The sequence below is a fragment of the Rhodanobacter sp. AS-Z3 genome (genome assembly GCF_029224025.1).
Classification (GTDB): Bacteria; Pseudomonadota; Gammaproteobacteria; order Xanthomonadales; family Rhodanobacteraceae; genus Rhodanobacter.
In genome coordinates, this window is the sequence record NZ_CP119392.1 from 3753204 (window position 1) to 3769840 (window position 16637).

18 protein-coding genes are annotated in these 16637 nt (G+C 63.3%); 12 read left to right on the forward strand and 6 right to left on the reverse strand.

Annotated features, from left to right (window positions below; all coding sequences use genetic code 11):
- Nucleotides 1-77 precede the first annotated feature (77 nt).
- From PY254_RS16770 to PY254_RS16795, 6 genes are all read left to right on the forward strand, one after another.
- On the forward strand, nt 78-842 hold the full coding sequence (locus PY254_RS16770) for a DUF72 domain-containing protein (protein WP_281013194.1): 765 nt from the start codon (nt 78-80) through the stop codon (nt 840-842).
- A gap of 60 nt (nt 843-902) precedes the next feature.
- Nucleotides 903-1646: a DNA-formamidopyrimidine glycosylase family protein gene (locus tag PY254_RS16775; protein ID WP_281013195.1), complete on the forward strand. Its 744-nt coding sequence runs from the start codon at nt 903-905 to the stop codon at nt 1644-1646.
- Nucleotides 1646-2608, forward strand: coding sequence for a cation diffusion facilitator family transporter (locus tag PY254_RS16780; protein WP_281013196.1), 963 nt, complete (start codon nt 1646-1648; stop codon nt 2606-2608). The genes PY254_RS16775 and PY254_RS16780 overlap by 1 nt, the downstream gene beginning before the upstream one ends.
- Before the next feature lie 49 nt (nt 2609-2657).
- Nucleotides 2658-3245, forward strand: coding sequence for an alpha-ketoglutarate-dependent dioxygenase AlkB (locus PY254_RS16785; protein WP_281013197.1), 588 nt, complete (start codon nt 2658-2660; stop codon nt 3243-3245).
- Between the two features lie 88 nt (nt 3246-3333).
- Nucleotides 3334-4710, forward strand: a complete 1377-nt coding sequence (locus PY254_RS16790) for a cation:proton antiporter (RefSeq protein ID WP_281013198.1) — start codon at nt 3334-3336, stop codon at nt 4708-4710.
- A gap of 70 nt (nt 4711-4780) precedes the next feature.
- A complete protein-coding gene (locus tag PY254_RS16795; protein WP_281013199.1) occupies nt 4781-5071 on the forward strand; it encodes a hypothetical protein in 291 nt (96 codons plus the stop codon).
- A gap of 966 nt (nt 5072-6037) precedes the next feature.
- Here the strand turns inward: PY254_RS16795 and PY254_RS16800 are convergent.
- Nucleotides 6038-6697 (reverse strand): Ku family protein, encoded by a 660-nt coding sequence (locus PY254_RS16800; protein ID WP_281013200.1) that lies wholly within the window; start codon nt 6695-6697, stop codon nt 6038-6040.
- Nucleotides 6698-6897: 200 nt separating this feature from the next.
- Nucleotides 6898-7275: a response regulator gene (locus tag PY254_RS16805; protein ID WP_281013201.1), complete on the reverse strand. Its 378-nt coding sequence runs from the start codon at nt 7273-7275 to the stop codon at nt 6898-6900.
- A 102-nt stretch (nt 7276-7377) separates the two neighbouring features.
- Between PY254_RS16805 and PY254_RS16810 the strand changes: the two genes are divergently transcribed.
- The gene (locus PY254_RS16810) at nt 7378-8685 is read left to right on the forward strand and encodes a PAS domain-containing hybrid sensor histidine kinase/response regulator family protein (RefSeq protein ID WP_281013202.1); all 1308 of its coding nucleotides are present in this window, start codon (nt 7378-7380) and stop codon (nt 8683-8685) included.
- 129 nt (nt 8686-8814) lie between these two features.
- On the opposite strand, the gene ssb is transcribed toward PY254_RS16810, so the two are convergent.
- The 3 genes from ssb to PY254_RS16825 form a co-directional block, all read right to left on the reverse strand.
- Nucleotides 8815-9351 carry a single-stranded DNA-binding protein gene (gene ssb / locus PY254_RS16815; protein ID WP_281013203.1) on the reverse strand — a complete coding sequence of 179 codons (537 nt, stop codon included), beginning with the start codon at nt 9349-9351 and terminating at the stop codon, nt 8815-8817.
- 163 nt (nt 9352-9514) lie between these two features.
- Nucleotides 9515-10492, reverse strand: coding sequence for a DedA family protein/thiosulfate sulfurtransferase GlpE (locus PY254_RS16820; RefSeq protein WP_281013204.1), 978 nt, complete (start codon nt 10490-10492; stop codon nt 9515-9517).
- A 164-nt stretch (nt 10493-10656) separates the two neighbouring features.
- Complete coding sequence (locus PY254_RS16825) at nt 10657-11859, reverse strand: MFS transporter (protein WP_281013205.1); 1203 nt, start codon at nt 11857-11859, stop codon at nt 10657-10659.
- Nucleotides 11860-11990: 131 nt separating this feature from the next.
- On the opposite strand from PY254_RS16825, the gene PY254_RS16830 reads away from it, so the two are divergent.
- From PY254_RS16830 to PY254_RS16850, 5 genes are all read left to right on the forward strand, one after another.
- A complete protein-coding gene (locus PY254_RS16830) occupies nt 11991-12992 on the forward strand; it encodes a polyprenyl synthetase family protein (RefSeq protein ID WP_281013206.1) in 1002 nt (333 codons plus the stop codon).
- Nucleotides 12993-13166: 174 nt separating this feature from the next.
- Nucleotides 13167-13787 carry a YceI family protein gene (locus PY254_RS16835; protein WP_281013207.1) on the forward strand — a complete coding sequence of 207 codons (621 nt, stop codon included), beginning with the start codon at nt 13167-13169 and terminating at the stop codon, nt 13785-13787.
- Nucleotides 13784-14335 (forward strand): cytochrome b, encoded by a 552-nt coding sequence (locus PY254_RS16840; RefSeq protein ID WP_281013208.1) that lies wholly within the window; start codon nt 13784-13786, stop codon nt 14333-14335. The genes PY254_RS16835 and PY254_RS16840 overlap by 4 nt, the downstream gene beginning before the upstream one ends.
- A 27-nt stretch (nt 14336-14362) precedes the next feature.
- Entirely contained in the window at nt 14363-14908 is a 546-nt protein-coding gene (locus PY254_RS16845; protein WP_281013209.1) for a YceI family protein, read from the forward strand.
- A gap of 9 nt (nt 14909-14917) precedes the next feature.
- A complete protein-coding gene (locus tag PY254_RS16850; RefSeq protein WP_281013210.1) occupies nt 14918-16282 on the forward strand; it encodes a GTP-binding protein in 1365 nt (454 codons plus the stop codon).
- 104 nt (nt 16283-16386) lie between these two features.
- On the opposite strand, the gene PY254_RS16855 is transcribed toward PY254_RS16850, so the two are convergent.
- Nucleotides 16387-16623: a glutaredoxin family protein gene (locus PY254_RS16855; RefSeq protein WP_281013211.1), complete on the reverse strand. Its 237-nt coding sequence runs from the start codon at nt 16621-16623 to the stop codon at nt 16387-16389.
- Nucleotides 16624-16637 lie beyond the last annotated feature (14 nt).

Genomic DNA, 16637 nt, shown 5'->3' on the forward strand with positions numbered 1-16637 from the left:
GTTTTGGGGGGCGTGGCGTGCGGCGGGTGGCCGCTGCGGCGCGCGTGTTCGGGCCTCCGTCACCGCAGGAAGATTCCATGACGCGTCGTAGCACCGACCAGGACACCCTGTTCATCGGTTGCGCCGGTTGGTCACTAGCTAGCGCGCAGGCACCGCGCTTTCGAGGCCAGGGCAGCCACCTGGAGCGCTACGCACAGCACTTCCAAGCGGTTGAGATCAATTCGTCGTTCTACCGCCCGCATCGGGCGACAACCTGGCGACGCTGGGCGGACAGCGTGCCGGCGGAGTTTCGCTTTGCGGTAAAGATGCCACGCGCCATCAGTCATGAGGCGCGCCTGCTGCAAGCTGAGCCGATGCTGCAAGACTTCATCGACCAAGTCAGCGAACTGGGGCCCAAGCTGGGCTGCCTGTTGTTGCAGTTGCCGCCCAGTCTGGCCTATCAAGCGGAGGTCGTATTGCCGTTTTTTGATTTGCTGGCCTGCATGTATTCGGGGCCGGTGGCGTGCGAGCCGCGGCACCTGTCGTGGTTCCAGCCCGCAGTGAGTCGTGCCTTGCGCGCACACGGAGTGGCGAGGGTTGCTGCCGACCCCGCACGAATTCCTCGCGCGGCTGTGCCGGCGGGCGATCACCGTCTGCAGTACTTCCGTCTGCACGGTGCGCCACGAATCTATTGTGACGCCTACAACGGGCCCGCGTTGCAGGGGATTGCGCGGCGACTGCTGCGTTCCCAGCCAGCCGGTGCGCAGCGCTGGTGCATCTTCGATAACACGGCGCAAGGGCACGCGCTGGAGAATGCGTTGGATCTGATCGCCTGTCTCGACGACCCAGCGGGTGCCGGCTGATTTCACTTTTCGTGCTCTTTCCACGTTGCACAGTAGTGCCCCCCAAGCCCGGAAACACCGATGCCGGAAGGCCCCTCCATCGTCATCCTGCGCGAACAGGCCTCTGCGTTTGCCGGACGAGTCATCCGACGCGCTTCCGGCAACGCGAAAATCGACATGCAACGCCTCCTCGGCCGCCGAGTAGACGCGCTGCGCAGCTTCGGCAAGCAGTTTCTCATCGAGCTCGGCGGCGAACTGACCGTGCGTGTTCACTTGCTGATGTTCGGCAGTTACCGCATCAATGAAGAACGGGATAGCGGCCTGCGGCTGAACCTCGGCTTCGACGAGGGTGAGTTGAATTTCTACAACGGCTCGGTACGCCTGCTCGAAGGCCATCTGGATGCCTTGTTTGACTGGCCTAGCGACGTGATGTCGGATCAATGGAATGCAAAACTGGCACGGGCCAAGCTTCGCGCCACGCCGCACACTCTGGTCTGCGATGCGCTGCTGGACCAGGCCATCTTTGCCGGCGTGGGCAACATCATCAAGAACGAGGTGCTGTTCCGCATTCGCCTCCACCCACTCTCCACGATCGGCGCGCTTTCGGAGTGGAAGTTGCGTCAACTCGTGGTACAGGCTCGTGTGTACGCGTTCGAATTCCTGGCCTGGAAGCGCGCGTTCGTATTGGCCAAACACTGGCAGGTGTACAACCGCGGGCGCTGCCCGCGTCATGATCTTCCGCTGAAACGCGCACACCTCGGCAAGACCAACCGCCGCAGCTTTTTCTGCCCGCTGTGCCAGAAGCTGTACAAGGATACCGACTGATGCCCACCTCCAGCTCGCATAAAGTGGTTTACGTAGCGTTGGCCGGCAACCTGGTGATCGCGGTGGCGAAGTTCGTCGCGGCCGGGCTCAGCGGAAGTTCCGCCATGCTGAGCGAAGGCGTGCATTCGCTGGTCGACACGGTCAACGAACTGCTGTTGCTGTACGGGCTGCACCGCGCGCGCATGCCGCCCGATCGCACCCATCCGTTTGGCCATGGCCGCGAGCTCTATTTCTGGAGCTTCATCGTTGCGCTGCTGGTGTTGTCCATGGGCGCGGGCGTCTCGTTTTACGAGGGGGTAATGCACGTTCGTCGACCGGAGGCGATCTCGCGACCGCTGATGAACTATCTGGTGCTGGCGATATCGTTCGTATTTGAAGGCACCTCGTGGTACGTGGCGTTGCGCGAGTTCCGCGCCCGCAAAGGACGCCTGGGCTACTTTGAGGCCTTCCGCCTGAGCAAGGACCCCACGACGTTCACTGTCTTGCTGGAGGACAGCGCGGCGCTGCTCGGCTTGTTGGTAGCGCTGGCAGGTTTGCTCGGCGCGCAATGCTTCAATATGCCGGTGCTGGACGGGGTGGCGTCGATCGGTATCTCTTGCGTGCTGGCCGTGTCGGCCATGTTGCTCGCGCGCGAAACCAAGGGACTGTTGATTGGTGAAACTGCCCACCCGGTGGTCAGCGAGTCGATCCTTGCGATTGCCAATGGGGATGCGGGCGTGCGCTGTGCCAACGGCGTCCTGACGGTGCAGATGGGCCCCAGCCAGGTGGTCGCCGCGCTCAGCGCGGAGTTTGAGGACGCATTGACGACACCGCAGATCGAGGCCTGCATCCATCGCATCGAGGCGCAAGCCAAGCGCACCCACCCGGAGATTCTCTCGCTGTTCGTCAAGCCGCAAACCGCCGAAACCTGGCAGGCGCGGCGTGAGGCCCTTACCCGAAACCCCGATGAACTCGCGTCATGAGCCGGGTCTGGGGTGCGCATTCCGATGCCAGCCTCCGCGGGTCGCACCGTTGAGCCAACTGAATCTGTTCGGCAACGGCGAGCAGCGGCTGCTCGACGATGCCAGTGGGGTAATCCAGCTGATCCCCGGACTCGTCGACCACCCCACCGCGGCGGTGTGGTTCGAGCAACTGCAACGGGACATCGCCTGGAAAGGCGGCAGCCGGCTGATGTACGACCGCGAGGTCGAGGTTCCGCGGTTGCGCGCGCACTGGCGGCTGGATGATCCGGTGCTTCCGTCTGTTGTGCATCAGGCCCTGAAGGCAGTGTCGGCCGTGACCGATGCGCCGTTCGACAGCGTCGGCTTCAATCTGTATCGCAATCAGCATGACAGCGTGGCGCCACACAACGACAACCTCGCCGAGCTCGAGCGCGGACAGCCGATTGCCCTGCTCTCGCTGGGTGCCACGCGCCGCATGGTGATTCGTGCGAAGCAGCCGCCACGTCACGTGCTGAAGGTCGATCTGGAAACCGGCAGCCTGCTGCTGATGAACTGGACCAGCCAACGCCATTACGACCACGCCATCCCCAAACAGCGCACGCCGGTGGAACCACGCATCAGCCTGGCGTTTCGCGTGCGCGGCAATCACCTTGCGTGATTCGTGTTGGCCGCAGCGGCGGGCGTGATTGTCACCAATTTCATCACCGGGTCGCCATGATCTTTCAGCCTTCGGAACGGCCGAACCCATGGACTTTCTTGGTTGGACCGCATCAATCGGGTTTCTGTTGCTGCTGATGTCATTGGCGTCGGGGTGGATTCGCCATCTGCCGATCACCACATTCAGCCTCTATCTGGCAGCAGGCATCGTCGCGGGACCGTGGTGCCTGAAGTGGCTGAACATCAACTATTCCGCGCATGCGCTGGACATCGCCAGGGTGACCGAAATGGCGCTGGTGGTTTCGTTGTTCATGACCGGGCTGAAGCTGCGCATGCGCTGGTCCGATCCGGCATGGCGCATCGCCCTGCGACTGGCTCTGCCCGCGATGATGCTGACCGTGGCCGGCGTGTGCGTGGCGGTCCACTGGATATTTACACTTCCGTGGCCGCTGGCCCTGCTGATCGGCGCCATTCTCTCGCCGACCGATCCGGTCCTGGCCAGCATGGTCGCCGTGGACGGCGCCACCGACCACGATCGCCTGCGCGTGGCGTTGTCCGGCGAGGCCGGGCTGAACGACGGCACCGGCCTGCCATTCGTGCTACTCGCGTTGCTCATGCTAGGCGGCTCGGTCTCTGTGGGTAGCGTCGGCCATTGGCTGGGCGCCGACTTCGCCTGGCCACTCATCGGCGGCCTCGGCATCGGGTTCATGCTTGGCTGGGGCATCGGATGGGTCGGCGTGTGCATGAAAACGGCCAGCGCGGACGTAGCCCGGAGCGACTTTCTGGCGCTGGCGCTGATGGCATTGTCCTACGCCACGGCAACGACGGTTTTGGCGTCCGGGTTTCTGGCCGCCTTCGCCGCCGGACTGGGCCTGCGCCATGTGGAGCTCTACGTGGCCAAGCGCCATTCGCGTTCGGAGCCTGCTGATGGCGACCTCGCCATCGCAAACACCCCGCCCGCTGAAGCATTGGTCAACCCGCATGTCCGCAGTGCGGAAGAGGCCCGGCAGCCACTGGCGTCGATGGGCATGGTGATGTCCGACGCGCTCTCTTTCGGCGATACGCTCGAGCGGCTGATCGCCGCTGCGCTGGTGTTCCTGCTTGGCGTCGAATTTGCCGACTATTGGCAGCCCCAAGCGGTCGTGGCCGTACTGATACTGTTTGTGGTGGTGCGGCCGCTGGCGATCTGGCTGTGCACCATCGGTTCGCACATGCCGACTTCACGGCGTCTGCTGATCGGCTGGGTCGGCATTCGTGGCTTCGGCAGCCTGAACTACCTGGCCTACGCAGCCACGCATGGGCTTGACCCGAGTCAAACGACGCTGGTCGCGAAATTCGTCGTCACCACCGTGGTGCTGAGCATCATCCTGCACGGCATCACCACGCCTCCGTTGATGGCGTGGCGACAAGCCAGAATGCATGCGCAAACCCAGTCGAGCGCCGCCAACAACACCATGACGCCGTAACGGTAAAGGCGTTGATCCCGTACCAGAACCGCTGCAAAGCGCCAGCGCACGGAAGCAAAGCATCATCGCCATGGTCATCAACCAGATCGCGCGTGAACATCACTCCGCCTTTGCATTCCCCGCGGTTAAATCAAGCCGCCACCACGCAAGCGAACAGATTCGTCATGCGCGCGCGGCAGAAGGTCGCCCGATACAAGGGACGAAAGGCGAAACCTCTGCCCCATCCAGTCGTTCGATGTCCGCCATGACCGTTCTGCCCGCGCGGTCATTTTGCCAGCCGCACCGCTTCATGGAGATATGCAATGAACCTCGCCAACAACGCTCGCTGTGCACACCCGGCATGTACTTGCGCCGTACCTGAAGGCGACGCCTATTGCAGCGAAAGCTGCCGCAAACGGGTTGAAACGCCTACGTCAGATCAGGCGCCGGGCTGCCCATGCGGCCATTCGGAATGCAAGGAAGTTCGGATCGATGGGAAATAGCAAACTTTCGCGGCGATGAACTCAGCTCGAGTCAACCCAGGCGACCCTGTCCTGCCACTCGAAAGTCTCAGCGGATAGCAGCCCAGACAAGTTCACGCCGAGCGCGACACGCATATCCGGTACCTCGCCCAATGCTGCTTCCGGGTTTCCGGTTCCGGCGCTGGATGGTGGGTTGAAGTACTCGTACTCCAACGCGCTCCGCATGCGGGCGGAGCAGTCGTACACGATGGAAGCTCGCTGCTGCATCCGCTCACGCATCCAGGCTGCCATCGGGGAGTGCCGCATGCAACCCGCCTCAGCATGGATTTGGCGGGCCGGCGCACAGCTTGCGGAGCGATACCGCGGAACCATCCGTCGTTTACCCTTTTGGCGACGCTCCGCACAACCAGCGAGCCGGACTCCCTGTGCTGATCGAACGTGCTGACGCACAGCCGCTCAATGCGCCTGGCGTCGCGCAGATGGTCGGTTGCGATGAGCGGACCGCGATCCAGATCGACGCATTCGAAGAAGCGCCGGTGCAATGCACAAAAAGCGACCCATGGGAGCGCGGGAGTCGCCGACCTTCAAAAGATCCTCTTAGCGACAAGGCGGCACGTAGACGAACGAACCGTCCTGACTGACAAAGCGGAGATGGCGCGTTGCATCGTCTGGGGACAAGTGTGTGCTTCTCGTCCGTCCTTCTCGCACGTTCGCCCAACGTTCCAATTCGACGTCACCGGCTTGCAACAGTCTCGGCGCATCGCCTTCCACTCTGCTCTGGCACGCCAGATGGCACTTGTCGCCATGTGGCAGCGCTGCGCGCCGAGGTTCACTTTCCACACCAAGCATTCGCTTCGAATCGTTGCTCAAGTAGCGTCCGATGGAGAATGGCCAGTATCTACGTGGCCGACGAGCCCAGCGAGATCATCGGCATGTCCGACGCGAAGATGATCCGCGTCGCGCTCCGCTACCTCTTCGATGCTGCCATCTCGAAACCTTTTTGAGTGGAACTCGGCCGCCCTAACTCTTTGTTGTTCCGTGAGCTGTGCTTCACCACTCAAGGTGTCGCGGCTGTTCTCCGTATGCGCCGCGCCGGCTTGGGGAAGATCAGTGTTACCCATGTCCTTTTCTCCAATGGGGAGCTTGTCAGTGTTCGAACTATTCTCCTGCAGCCGTCGCCAAACCGTGTAGGGTGGTTGATAGAAGGTTTCGGTACACAAACGGCCCCGCATGAGGTGCCGCGACATGGGATCAACCACCCTGGTGTTGGCGATCTCCGGCATGTCATCGTCTTCGCTTGCGATCGATACGATGCCTTTCGATTTCATCCGATTCTCGACGGCCTGGCGCAGGCCATCACAGCATTCGTCATGATGGGCTGCCGTATTCCAGGCATCGCTCATCGACTCGACGAGTCGTTCGGCCATCTGGATTTCCCTGGGCGACATCCGATAGTCCGTCGCGTTACCGCCGGGGCTAATGTAGTCGTTGGGGCCGACCCGTTCCTGCGGATAGTCAGGCAGCATCGACGTCAATGCATTCCGGCTTGGCTGGAGGCATTACCAAGAAACGCTACCCGCGTGTGCAGATCGTCACGCGCGCGATGCAGACATGGCCAGCACGCTTGAGTGTCTCGCGCAGTGGCGACGGCGTGATCAAGCGCAACAAGGAGGGCGGCAGTCCGGTGACTGCCGCCTTTTTCATTGACCCACGTTCCACTGCGACCTCAGGCGGCAGTCGGCCACGGCAAACTGTCAAGGGCAGCAAGCAGCATGCGGCGATCGTAGGGCTTGCGCAGGAACGTCACGCCGTCTGGAAAGTCCTCGAAACTGCTGCGTGGATCGGCCGAAACCAGCACGATGGATATCGTTCGTGTGTTCTGCACCCTTTTCGCCAGTTCAATGCCATCGATCCCGCCAGGCATGTGAATGTCACTCAACAAAAGACCTACGCTGGCATCCTCCTGAAAGATGCGCAGGGCGCTGGTGCCATCACCCGCGGTAATCACCCGATAGCCTTCAGCCTCCAGCACCATGGCCGTCACCTCGCGAGCGCTGCGATCATTTTCGGCCAGCAAAATGGTCTTGTTCTGAGTGAAGGTCATGAGCGTTCTCGGGCAGCCGATCGGTCGACCTTGGCCTGTCTTGTGTAAACACGCGGTGAGGCTGCGTTGGTCTATGCTCGGCGCTTGGCAGGGGGAATCCGAATGAGCGGTCTGGAGCGGTATCGACAGCTAGTCGGGTTCTCGGCCGACGGCATCCACGAACTCGACCTGAGCGGTCGCATCACCCGCATCAACGCCAGCGGCTGCGCCGCGTTGTGCATCCCCGACCCTGCCGCGGCACTCGGACAGCCGCTGGTTTCATTCTGGCCAGAAGCAGCCCATGAAGAAATCGAGGCGGCGCTGGCTAGCGCCCGCGCTGGACAATCCGTGCAGTTCACCCAGATGCTGGCAGGGACCAAGGGCATGCCGGTCTGGTGGCTGGTCAGCGTGCACCCATATCTGGATGCGGCCAGTCAGGTCGACGGTATGGCGGTGATCAGCCACGACATCACCGAAGCGGTCCAGGCGAAGCTGGCGTTGGACCGGGCCATCGTTGGCCTGCACAGCCGGCTCAGTCTCAGCGAGTCCGCCGGTGAAACCAGCACCGCCCGCAACGAGATGCTGGATCGCCAACTGGCACGGGCACGGTTATCCCATCGGCAGGGGGCGGGACGCGAAGAGTCGCTAAAACTGCAACTTGGTCTTGCCAGTGCAGCGCAGGCCGTCGCCGAACACGCCTCGCAGCAAGCGCAGAAGAACGAGGCGATCGGTCAGCTGGTGGCTGGCTTGTCGCATGACTTCGCCAACATGCTGCAGATTGCCATCGTCGCACTCAGCAGCATCCAGGACGATCAAACCAACCTCAACGACAGTCAGCGCCGCCTGCTGGGATATGCCACGGACGGCGTGCATCACGCCGCGTTGCTGGCACAACGGCTGCTGGGGTTCGCACGCGCGCATCGCTATACGCCGGAGCCAATCGAGCTGGCCGTTATCGTACGTGACATCGAAAGCTTCGCACGGCACAGCCTGGGTGCGGGCATGGACTTCCAGGTCGAGCCAGCCACGACCGAATGGCTCACCATGTGTGACCGTCACGCGGTCGAGCAGGCCTTCATCAATCTATGCATCAACGCCCGCGACGCCTGTGGTGGCCGGGGTGTGATCAAAGTGCAGCTGGGCGAACTGATAGTGAGTGCCGAGCTGGGCAGCAGCTTGCGACCGGCTGGCCACTACGTCACCCTGGCCGTTACCGACAGCGGCAGTGGTATGGACGAAAGTGTGCGTGAGCGATTGTTCGAGCCGTATTTCACGACCAAACCGGAAGGCAACGGCACCGGCCTGGGTCTGGCCCAGGTATACGGCGCGGTGCGTCAGGCTGGCGGTTTCGTGGACGTCGAATCCGCGCCCGGCGCCGGCGCCACCATGACGATGGCGTTCCCGCAACTGAAACTGCCTGCTGCTGACTGAGGGCTCATACACGCCGTGGTGGCGCTCGCAGCGTTGCGATCAATGCGTACCAGGTGAGCAGACAAGAAAAAGCCCCGCAAGAACGGGGCTTCCTCTCATCTTTTCTCACCACTATGCATTAGGTGTTGTCTAGAACGGAATTTCGTCGTCTGCAAAGCCACTGTCGGCCGGGGCCGGGGCCTGGCGTGACTCGTTGCCGTAGTTGTCGCCACCGCGCGACTGCGACTGACCGCCACCATAGTTGCCGCCACTCTGGCGCTGACCACCACCGCTCTGCGGACGCTCGCGCTGATAGCCACCGCCGCCACCGCCACCGCTCGCGCCACCTTCATTGCTGCCCAGCATCTGCATCTCGCTGGCAATGATGTCGGTGAAATACTTTTCTACGCCGTCCTTGCCGGTGAACTTGTCCGTGCGGATCGAACCTTCGATGTAGACCTGACGACCTTTCTTCAGGTACTCGGCGGCGATCTCGCCCAAGCGACCGAAAATCTTGATCCGGTGCCACTCGGTGCGCTCCTGCTTCTCGCCGGACTGTTTGTCGGTCCAGGACTCGGAGGTGGCCAGACTGAAGCTGCAAATGCTGGTGCCGCTGCCGGTGCTGCGCAGTTCCGGGTCGGAACCCAGGTTGCCGACCAGGATGACTTTGTTGACGCCACGTGCCATGGATGTGTCCTCGGTTGAGCCGGCCGCAAATTAGGGATGGGTTGCGCCCGGAGGGGTGAAGCTGGCTGGCTATGATACCTGCGCCGCGGCCCGAATCCAGCGCCCGACCACCCGAACAACGGTACGCGATCACCCGCACCATCCGTCAGCGCCGTGCGCCAAATCAGGCCGGCAAATCAACCGCTTGCGGACTGGAATCGGCCAACGGCAATCGATCGAACCTGTAGCCGGCGGCATCCCAAGCCTCCAGTCCACCCAGCAGTGGGCGTACCCGCCGGTAGCCCTGGGCTATCAGCACCTTGGCCACGCGGGCCGCGGATATCTCGTTTGGGCAATTGCAGTAGACCACCAGCTCGTGGTCGAACGGAATGTCGTGCACGGCACGGTCGATGCCGCGTTCGCCGAGCAGCAAGGCACCGGGCAGTATCCGGTTGTCCAGCAGGCGGGAGCCCGGGGCGCGCACATCGAGCACCAACGGTGCGGCCTCCGACTGCAGCGCATGATGCAGTTCGTCCACCGAAATGCGCGCCATGCGCAGCGCACGCAGCAACTGCCGGCGTTGCCACCATCGGGCAAACACGTAAAGCGCCAGCAACAGCAGCATGGCCTGCAGCGCCAGCGCCCCGGCATTGGCAATGGCTGCCAGCAAGTCGTCGATCTGCGCAGCAAACACGTAGCCCAGCCCGACGGCTGCGGCTGCCCACAGCAACGAGCCCAGCCCATCGAACAGCAGAAAGGTGGGAAACGACAGGCCCATCGCGCCAGTCAATGGCGGCGCCACGGTAGCCAGCCCCGGCACGAACTTGGCGATCAACAGCACCTGCCCACGCCAGCGCTGGAAGTGCAGCTCCGAACGCTCCACGCACGAGTCCGGCGACAGCGAGACCCGACACAGCAAACGCATCACCCCGCCGCCATAACGCCGCCCTGCCGCGAACCACAGCGCGTCGCTGATCAGCGACGCGCCCACCGCAACCAGCAACACGGCCATGGCAGTGGCCTGCCCACCGGCCACCAAGGCCCCGGCCACGACCAAGGTTGGAACGGCCGGAACCGGCACGCCAAGCTGGGTGACCAGCACATTGAGAAACACCAGCAGCACGCCGTACTGGGCCATCAGCGCGATGATTTCATGAGCCATTGAAAGCGTACTCGATGCAGCGAAGCCGCCGTGGCCCCATCATTGGGTCGCCCATCAGCGATTGCAAACCGAGAACCGCACCGCGGGGACCACCCCCCGGCACTGCAACAGACCACGAGTGCCAGCGGCGACCCATTCCCGCCGGCACAAGAGCTTCGGATGCCCTACGCGGGCTGGGCTTCGCCGGCCACCTGGCGACCAATCCGGCGCGCGCCGATGATCACCAGCGGCAGCCACAGCACGGTGAACGCCGCCGCGCAGACAAACACGCCATCCGGGCCGAGACGACCCAGTGCGATGCCGCCCATGGTGCCGCCGACGAAGGCGCCGATGAACTGGCTGGTTGAATACGCGCCCATTGCCGCCCCACGCAAGTGTTCCGGCGCCAGCCGGGATACCAGACTGGGCAAGGCCGCTTCCAGCAAGTTGAACGCGGAAAAGAACACCGCCGCGGCCACGCCGAAAGCCGCAATATGACTGCCGGAAAAAGCAAACCCAAGCAGGGCCAGCCCGATCGCCACCACGCAGACCATCACGATGCGCAGGCTCTGCGCGATTTCGCGCATATGGTGCAGGCTCGCACCCATCACGAAAGCAGCCACCGTCATCACCGGCAGGTACAGCTCCCAGTGCCGGCTAACCGGCAGGTGCAAGGTATTGGCCAGCAACAGCGGCAAGCCGACGAAGCTGGCTGTAAGCAACGCATGAAGGAAAAAGACCGAACCGTTCAGGACCATCATGCGGCCATCGCGCAACATCGTCAGCACGGCACCGAAGCCCGCCGCAGCCGGTGCACGCGCCCGTTGCGGCGTGGGCACGATCAGCCACAGCAAGGTCAGCGATACCAACGCCAGGATCGACGTGGCGCCGAACAGACCCGGCAAGCCGGCAACCGCTTCGAGCGGCGGCCCCAGAATCAGCGCCAGCAGGAAGGCCAGGCCGATCGATACGCCGATGATGCCCATGACCTTGCCGCGGTTTTCGTCGGCCGTAAGGTCGGCTGCCAGTGCGATGCCGGCACCAGCCACCGCACCCATGCCCTGCACCGCGCGGCCAATCACGATACCGGTGAGCGTGTGCGACATGGCCGCGATCAATCCACCGATGGCAAACAGAATCAGCCCAATGGTGATCGCCGGCTTGCGACCGATGCGGTCCGACAGCAGCCCCAGCGGAATCTGCAGCAGCACCTGACCGATACCGTAAACACCGAGTGCAAGGCCGATCAGAAACCCGGTCGCATCCGGCATCGTCTTCGCGTACAGCGAGAACACCGGCATGATCAGGAACAAGCCAAACAGGCGCAGGCTGATCACGCAGGCCAGGGTCAGCGCGCTGCGCAGTTCGAGGCTGGAGAGTTTGCTCACGGGAAGTCGTGCATCAAAAAAGTCATGTCGGGCATTATAGGGGGAGCCTCTGGAAAACGTTTGTGGCGACATGTCGCGGCGCAAGTTCCTGCACCCCGTATAATCACGTTCTACGCCGCTGTGATGCCTCCATGAATTCGATGCCCGCCGACGCTCCCCGATCCGCCGACTTCGCCCAGGTGCGCGACCTTGCCGCCAGCGACATGCAGAAGGTCGATGCGCTGATCCGCCAGCGGTTGTCCTCGGACGTGGTGCTGATCAACCAGATCGCCGACCACATCATCGCCTCCGGTGGCAAACGCCTGCGCCCGATGCTGCACGTGCTGGCCGCCGGTGCCGCCGGTTACCACGGTGAACATCACACCAAGCTCGCCGCGATCATCGAGTTCATCCACACCTCGACCTTGTTGCACGACGACGTGGTCGACGAATCCGACCTGCGCCGTGGCCGCAAGACCGCCAACGCGCTGTGGGGCAACGCCGCCAGCGTGCTGGTCGGCGACTTCCTCTATTCGCGCTCGTTCCAGCTGATGGTGGAACTGGATGACATGCGCATCATGCGCATTCTCGCCGACACCACCAACACCATCGCCGAAGGTGAAGTGTTGCAGTTGTTGAACATCGGCAATGCCGATGTCAGCGAGGCGGCATATCTGGCGGTGATCGAACGCAAGACCGCGGTGCTGTTCGCTGCCGCCACGGAGCTTGGAGGCATTCTCGGCGGACTGCCGGAAGACCAGATCAGCGCATTGCGACGTTACGGCATGGAACTGGGTTACGCGTTCCAGATTGCCGACGACCTGCTCGACTACACCAGCGACGCCGGCACCCTGGGCAAGAACATCGGCGACGACCTTGCCGAAGGCAAACCGACCCTGCCGCTGATCTACGCGCTGGAGAAAGCCAGCGCCGAACAGGCGCAGTCGCTACGTCATGCGATCGAACACGGCGGGCTGGATTCGCTCGACCGCATCATCGCCTCGATCAGCGAATCGGGTGCGCTGCAACGCACCCGCGACCGCGCGCTGCAACATGCCAGCGCGGCCCGCGAAGCGCTGGCCGCGCTGGCGCCATCGGCCCATCGCGATGCCCTCGCCGCATTGGCTGACTATTCGGTACAACGCACGTTCTGAACGGCGGCGCGGCCATACGGGCACAGCAGCGCGTGCTGTGCGCGATGCTTGTGGTCGATCAGGCGTCGGAACCTTGCGCGCAAGGTCGGCTCCTGCAACGCGTTCCGCTCCGGAAACCGATCGTTCACGGATCAGCGCTGGCGGGCCCGCCACCAATCGGCCAGACTGCGCTTTATGTCCTATCCACGATCAATCCGCTGGCTGTGGTGTGTCGCTGCAACCTTGCTGCCGCTGGTCTCTGCGCAGGCAGCTGAAAGCAATTGGCGCTACGACACCGTGCACAGCCAGATCGTTTTCAGCATCAGCCATAACGGCTATTCGCGCCCGTTCGGCAGGCTGCACATCGCGCGCGGCTGGTTGCGCTTCGATCCCAACGACTGGAGCCACGCGGCGACCGCGCTGGACATCGACCTCGCCAGCGTCGACATGGGTGACGCAGACTGGAATGCCGCCGTGTGCAAACCGTCGCTGCTCGACTGCGCGAATCAGCGTTACGCGCATTTCGTCAGTACCGGTGTCGAACGCAAAGGCGAGCAACACGGCGTGCTGCACGGCCAACTCACCCTGCACGGCATCACGCGGCCACTCGACCTGCCATTTACCTTCAATCGTGCCGCGCGAACCATTTTCGAGCTGCATGAAGTAGCCGGCTTCTCGGCCACCGCTGCGCTTGACCGTAACGACTTCGGCATCACCGCCTTCAGCAACTCGATTGGCACACAGGTGAGCGTATGGCTGGAGCTGGAAGCGATTCAAGACAACCAGGCCGTTCCAACGACGAAGGAGCATCCATGACTTTGCGCAGCAATGACCGCCAGTGGGGCACGGTCAGCAAATCGTTTCACTGGATCATCGCGCTGGCCATTCTCGGCAACGGCCTGTTCGGCCTGCTGATGGATCTGGCCAGCTCGCCAATGCAGAAGATCAACTGGCTGGCGCTGCACAAGTCGATCGGACTGACCGTGCTGGCGCTGGCGCTGTTGCGCATGCTCTGGCGCCTATCCGAGCGACGACCCATCGAAGAGCCCGCACCGCGTTGGCAACAACTGGTCGCGCATGCGGTGCATGGTTTGCTCTACGTATTGATCGTGGCGATTCCGCTCAGCGGCTGGTGGTTCAACTCGGTCACCGGCAAACCGCTGCAATGGTTCAAGCAATTCAACCTGCCCGCGCTGGCGGCGAAGAACGACGAGCTGCGCCACTTCGCCCACGGCGTGCATGAATACCTGTTCTGGACGCTGATCGTGCTGCTGGTGGCGCATGTGGGTGCCGCACTGAAACACCATGTGTTCGACAACGACAACGTGTTGCGTCGGATGCTGCCGTTTGGCCGTCCGCGCTGACATCACAATGATTCAAGGAAATCGCTCATGAAACGCCTCGCCATGCTGCTCGCACTCGCGCTGCCATGCGCCGCTGCGGCCACCGACTACACCTTGCAGCCAGCCTCGAGCACGCTCGGTTTCAGCAACACCTTCCAGGGTGAAACCTTCAACGGCAGGTTCGGCCAGTGGACCGCTGCGATCAGCTACGACGCAGCCAACCTGGCCAGCTCGAAGTTCGATGTCACAGTGAATCTGGCCAGCGTCAAGACTGGCGACAAAGATCGCGACAGCGCTCTGCCCGGTGCGGATTTCTTCAACGTGGCTAACTTTCCCGAAGCGCACTTCGTCACCACCGGCTTTCGACAGGCCAGCGGCAAGGTGATCGCCGACGGCCAGCTCAGCCTGCACGGGGTGACGAAACCGGTGAGCCTCGAGGTGACGTTCAAGCCACAAGCCGGCGGCGCCACGCTGGACGTCAGCGGCACGGTGAAACGGCTGGACTTCGGCATCGGTACGGGCGACTACGCCGATACCTCGGTGATTGGCGGCGACGTGAAGGTCACCGCGCATCTGCAGTTGACCGCGAAGTAAGCGACCACGATGGCGAAGGACAGCCTGTGGCGACGCCTGCGCGGACGGCTCAGCGCTGAGCGAGGCGATCGCCCCGGTACGCCGTTGCCGCGGGTAGCCAGCGGCACATCACAGGTCGCCGATAGCCTGCGCGCCTTGCTGGACGACCCTGGCATTCCCGCTTCCGTGCGCGGCGAACTGGCCGCCGATTTCAGCCGCATCGAAGGCATGCTGGACAAGCTGCAGCGCGGTGAACTGCACGTAGCCGTGTTTGGCCGCGTGTCCACCGGCAAGTCCGCGCTGGGCAACGCCTTGCTGGGCCGCGAAGCGTTCACCGTCGGCGTTCTGCACGGCACTACCACGACCGCCGACCAGGCCATGCTGGACGAAGCTCAACACGACGGCTTGGTGCTGATCGACACGCCCGGCATCAACGAACTCGACGGCGAAGCGCGCGAGCGACTGGCGTTCGAAGTGGCCGAGGTCAGCGACCTGGTGATCTTCGTCTGCGATGGCGACCTCACCCGCGAAGAACTCGATGCGCTGAAGAATCTCGCCGCCACCCAGCGCCCGCTGTTGCTGGCGCTGAACAAGGCCGATCGCTACGGTCGCGATGAACTGGACAACCTGCTCCAGCATCTGCGCCTGCGTGTCGCCGGACTGATCCGCGCCGAAGATGTGCTGGCGGTGGCTGCCCATCCCACCGCGCAACGTCTGGTCGAAGTGGATGCACACGGCCTCGAACACCGGCGTGAACAGGCTCGCACACCCGATGTCGCCGCGCTGCGCGAACGCTTGCTGGCGATCGCCGCGCGCGAAGGCAAGACGCTATCGGCGATCAATGCCGGGCTGTACGCCGGCCGCCTCACCGATCAGGTCAGTGCGCGTATTGCGCAAACGCGACAAGCGGTCGCAGCAAAACTGATCCACAACTACTGCATCGCCAAAGGTGTGGCGGTCGCGCTGAACCCGATTCCGGTCGCCGACCTGCTCGCTGCCGCCGGACTGGACGCCGCAATGGTGGTGCAACTGTCGCGCGTCTACGGTCTGCCGCTGACTCGCGCCGAATCGGGCCGGCTGGTCGCGGTGATCTCGGCACAACTGGCCGCCTTGATGGGCGCGATCTGGGGTATGCAACTGGTCGCATCGGCACTCAAAGGCATCAGTGCTGGCTTGTCAGTGGTGGTCACCGCTGCCGCCCAAGGCGCACTGGGCTGGTACGCCACCGTATTGATTGGCCGCGCCGCCGAACGCTATCTGGTCGGCGGCAAATCCTGGGGCGAAGTCGGCGCCAAGCGCGCCGTCGCTGACATCGTCGCTGGACTGGATCGCGACTCGATCTTGCGCGAGGCGCGCGAGGAAACTCTCAAGCGGCTGAAATCGCGCCCGCGCTGATCGCCGCAAAAGGCCACGCCACGGTCCGCGCAGGGCGAGCACTGCCCGCCGCTCTTGCCCGCCAAGGTCGCAACAAACCGAAAAGCCGGCGGGCAGTGCCCGCCCTACAGCGGCAACCCAAGGAACGCGCGCACCGCCGCGGCATCAAACGGCCAATCCAGCTCACGGCCGTCGCGCACGTCGCGCAGCACCGGCACGCGAGTGCCGTAAAGCTGCTCCAGCGCAGCCGAGTCATCCACCCACAGGCTGTCGAAATCCGGCGCACGCGCCTCGGCCATCACGGCCAGGGCGAGGTCGCACAAATGGCAGTAGTCGCGCTGGTACAGGATCAGGTTGGACATGCGGCTGCGAATGG

What these genes read in the sequence shown, in the direction of transcription:
- PY254_RS16770 (WP_281013194.1), top strand. Translation starts at nt 78, where the DNA reads ATGACGCGTCGTAGCACCGACCAGGACACCCTGTTCATCGGTTGCGCC.
- PY254_RS16775 (WP_281013195.1), top strand. Translation starts at nt 903, where the DNA reads ATGCCGGAAGGCCCCTCCATCGTCATCCTGCGCGAACAGGCCTCTGCG.
- PY254_RS16780 (WP_281013196.1), top strand. Translation starts at nt 1,646, where the DNA reads ATGCCCACCTCCAGCTCGCATAAAGTGGTTTACGTAGCGTTGGCCGGC.
- PY254_RS16790 (WP_281013198.1), top strand. Translation starts at nt 3,334, where the DNA reads ATGGACTTTCTTGGTTGGACCGCATCAATCGGGTTTCTGTTGCTGCTG.
- PY254_RS16795 (WP_281013199.1), top strand. Translation starts at nt 4,781, where the DNA reads ATGGTCATCAACCAGATCGCGCGTGAACATCACTCCGCCTTTGCATTC.
- PY254_RS16800 (WP_281013200.1), bottom strand. Translation starts at nt 6,697, where the DNA reads ATGCTGCCTGACTATCCGCAGGAACGGGTCGGCCCCAACGACTACATT.
- PY254_RS16805 (WP_281013201.1), bottom strand. Translation starts at nt 7,275, where the DNA reads ATGACCTTCACTCAGAACAAGACCATTTTGCTGGCCGAAAATGATCGC.
- PY254_RS16810 (WP_281013202.1), top strand. Translation starts at nt 7,378, where the DNA reads ATGAGCGGTCTGGAGCGGTATCGACAGCTAGTCGGGTTCTCGGCCGAC.
- ssb (WP_281013203.1), bottom strand. Translation starts at nt 9,351, where the DNA reads ATGGCACGTGGCGTCAACAAAGTCATCCTGGTCGGCAACCTGGGTTCC.
- PY254_RS16820 (WP_281013204.1), bottom strand. Translation starts at nt 10,492, where the DNA reads ATGGCTCATGAAATCATCGCGCTGATGGCCCAGTACGGCGTGCTGCTG.
- PY254_RS16830 (WP_281013206.1), top strand. Translation starts at nt 11,991, where the DNA reads ATGAATTCGATGCCCGCCGACGCTCCCCGATCCGCCGACTTCGCCCAG.
- PY254_RS16835 (WP_281013207.1), top strand. Translation starts at nt 13,167, where the DNA reads ATGTCCTATCCACGATCAATCCGCTGGCTGTGGTGTGTCGCTGCAACC.
- PY254_RS16840 (WP_281013208.1), top strand. Translation starts at nt 13,784, where the DNA reads ATGACTTTGCGCAGCAATGACCGCCAGTGGGGCACGGTCAGCAAATCG.
- PY254_RS16845 (WP_281013209.1), top strand. Translation starts at nt 14,363, where the DNA reads ATGAAACGCCTCGCCATGCTGCTCGCACTCGCGCTGCCATGCGCCGCT.
- PY254_RS16850 (WP_281013210.1), top strand. Translation starts at nt 14,918, where the DNA reads ATGGCGAAGGACAGCCTGTGGCGACGCCTGCGCGGACGGCTCAGCGCT.
- PY254_RS16855 (WP_281013211.1), bottom strand. Translation starts at nt 16,623, where the DNA reads ATGTCCAACCTGATCCTGTACCAGCGCGACTACTGCCATTTGTGCGAC.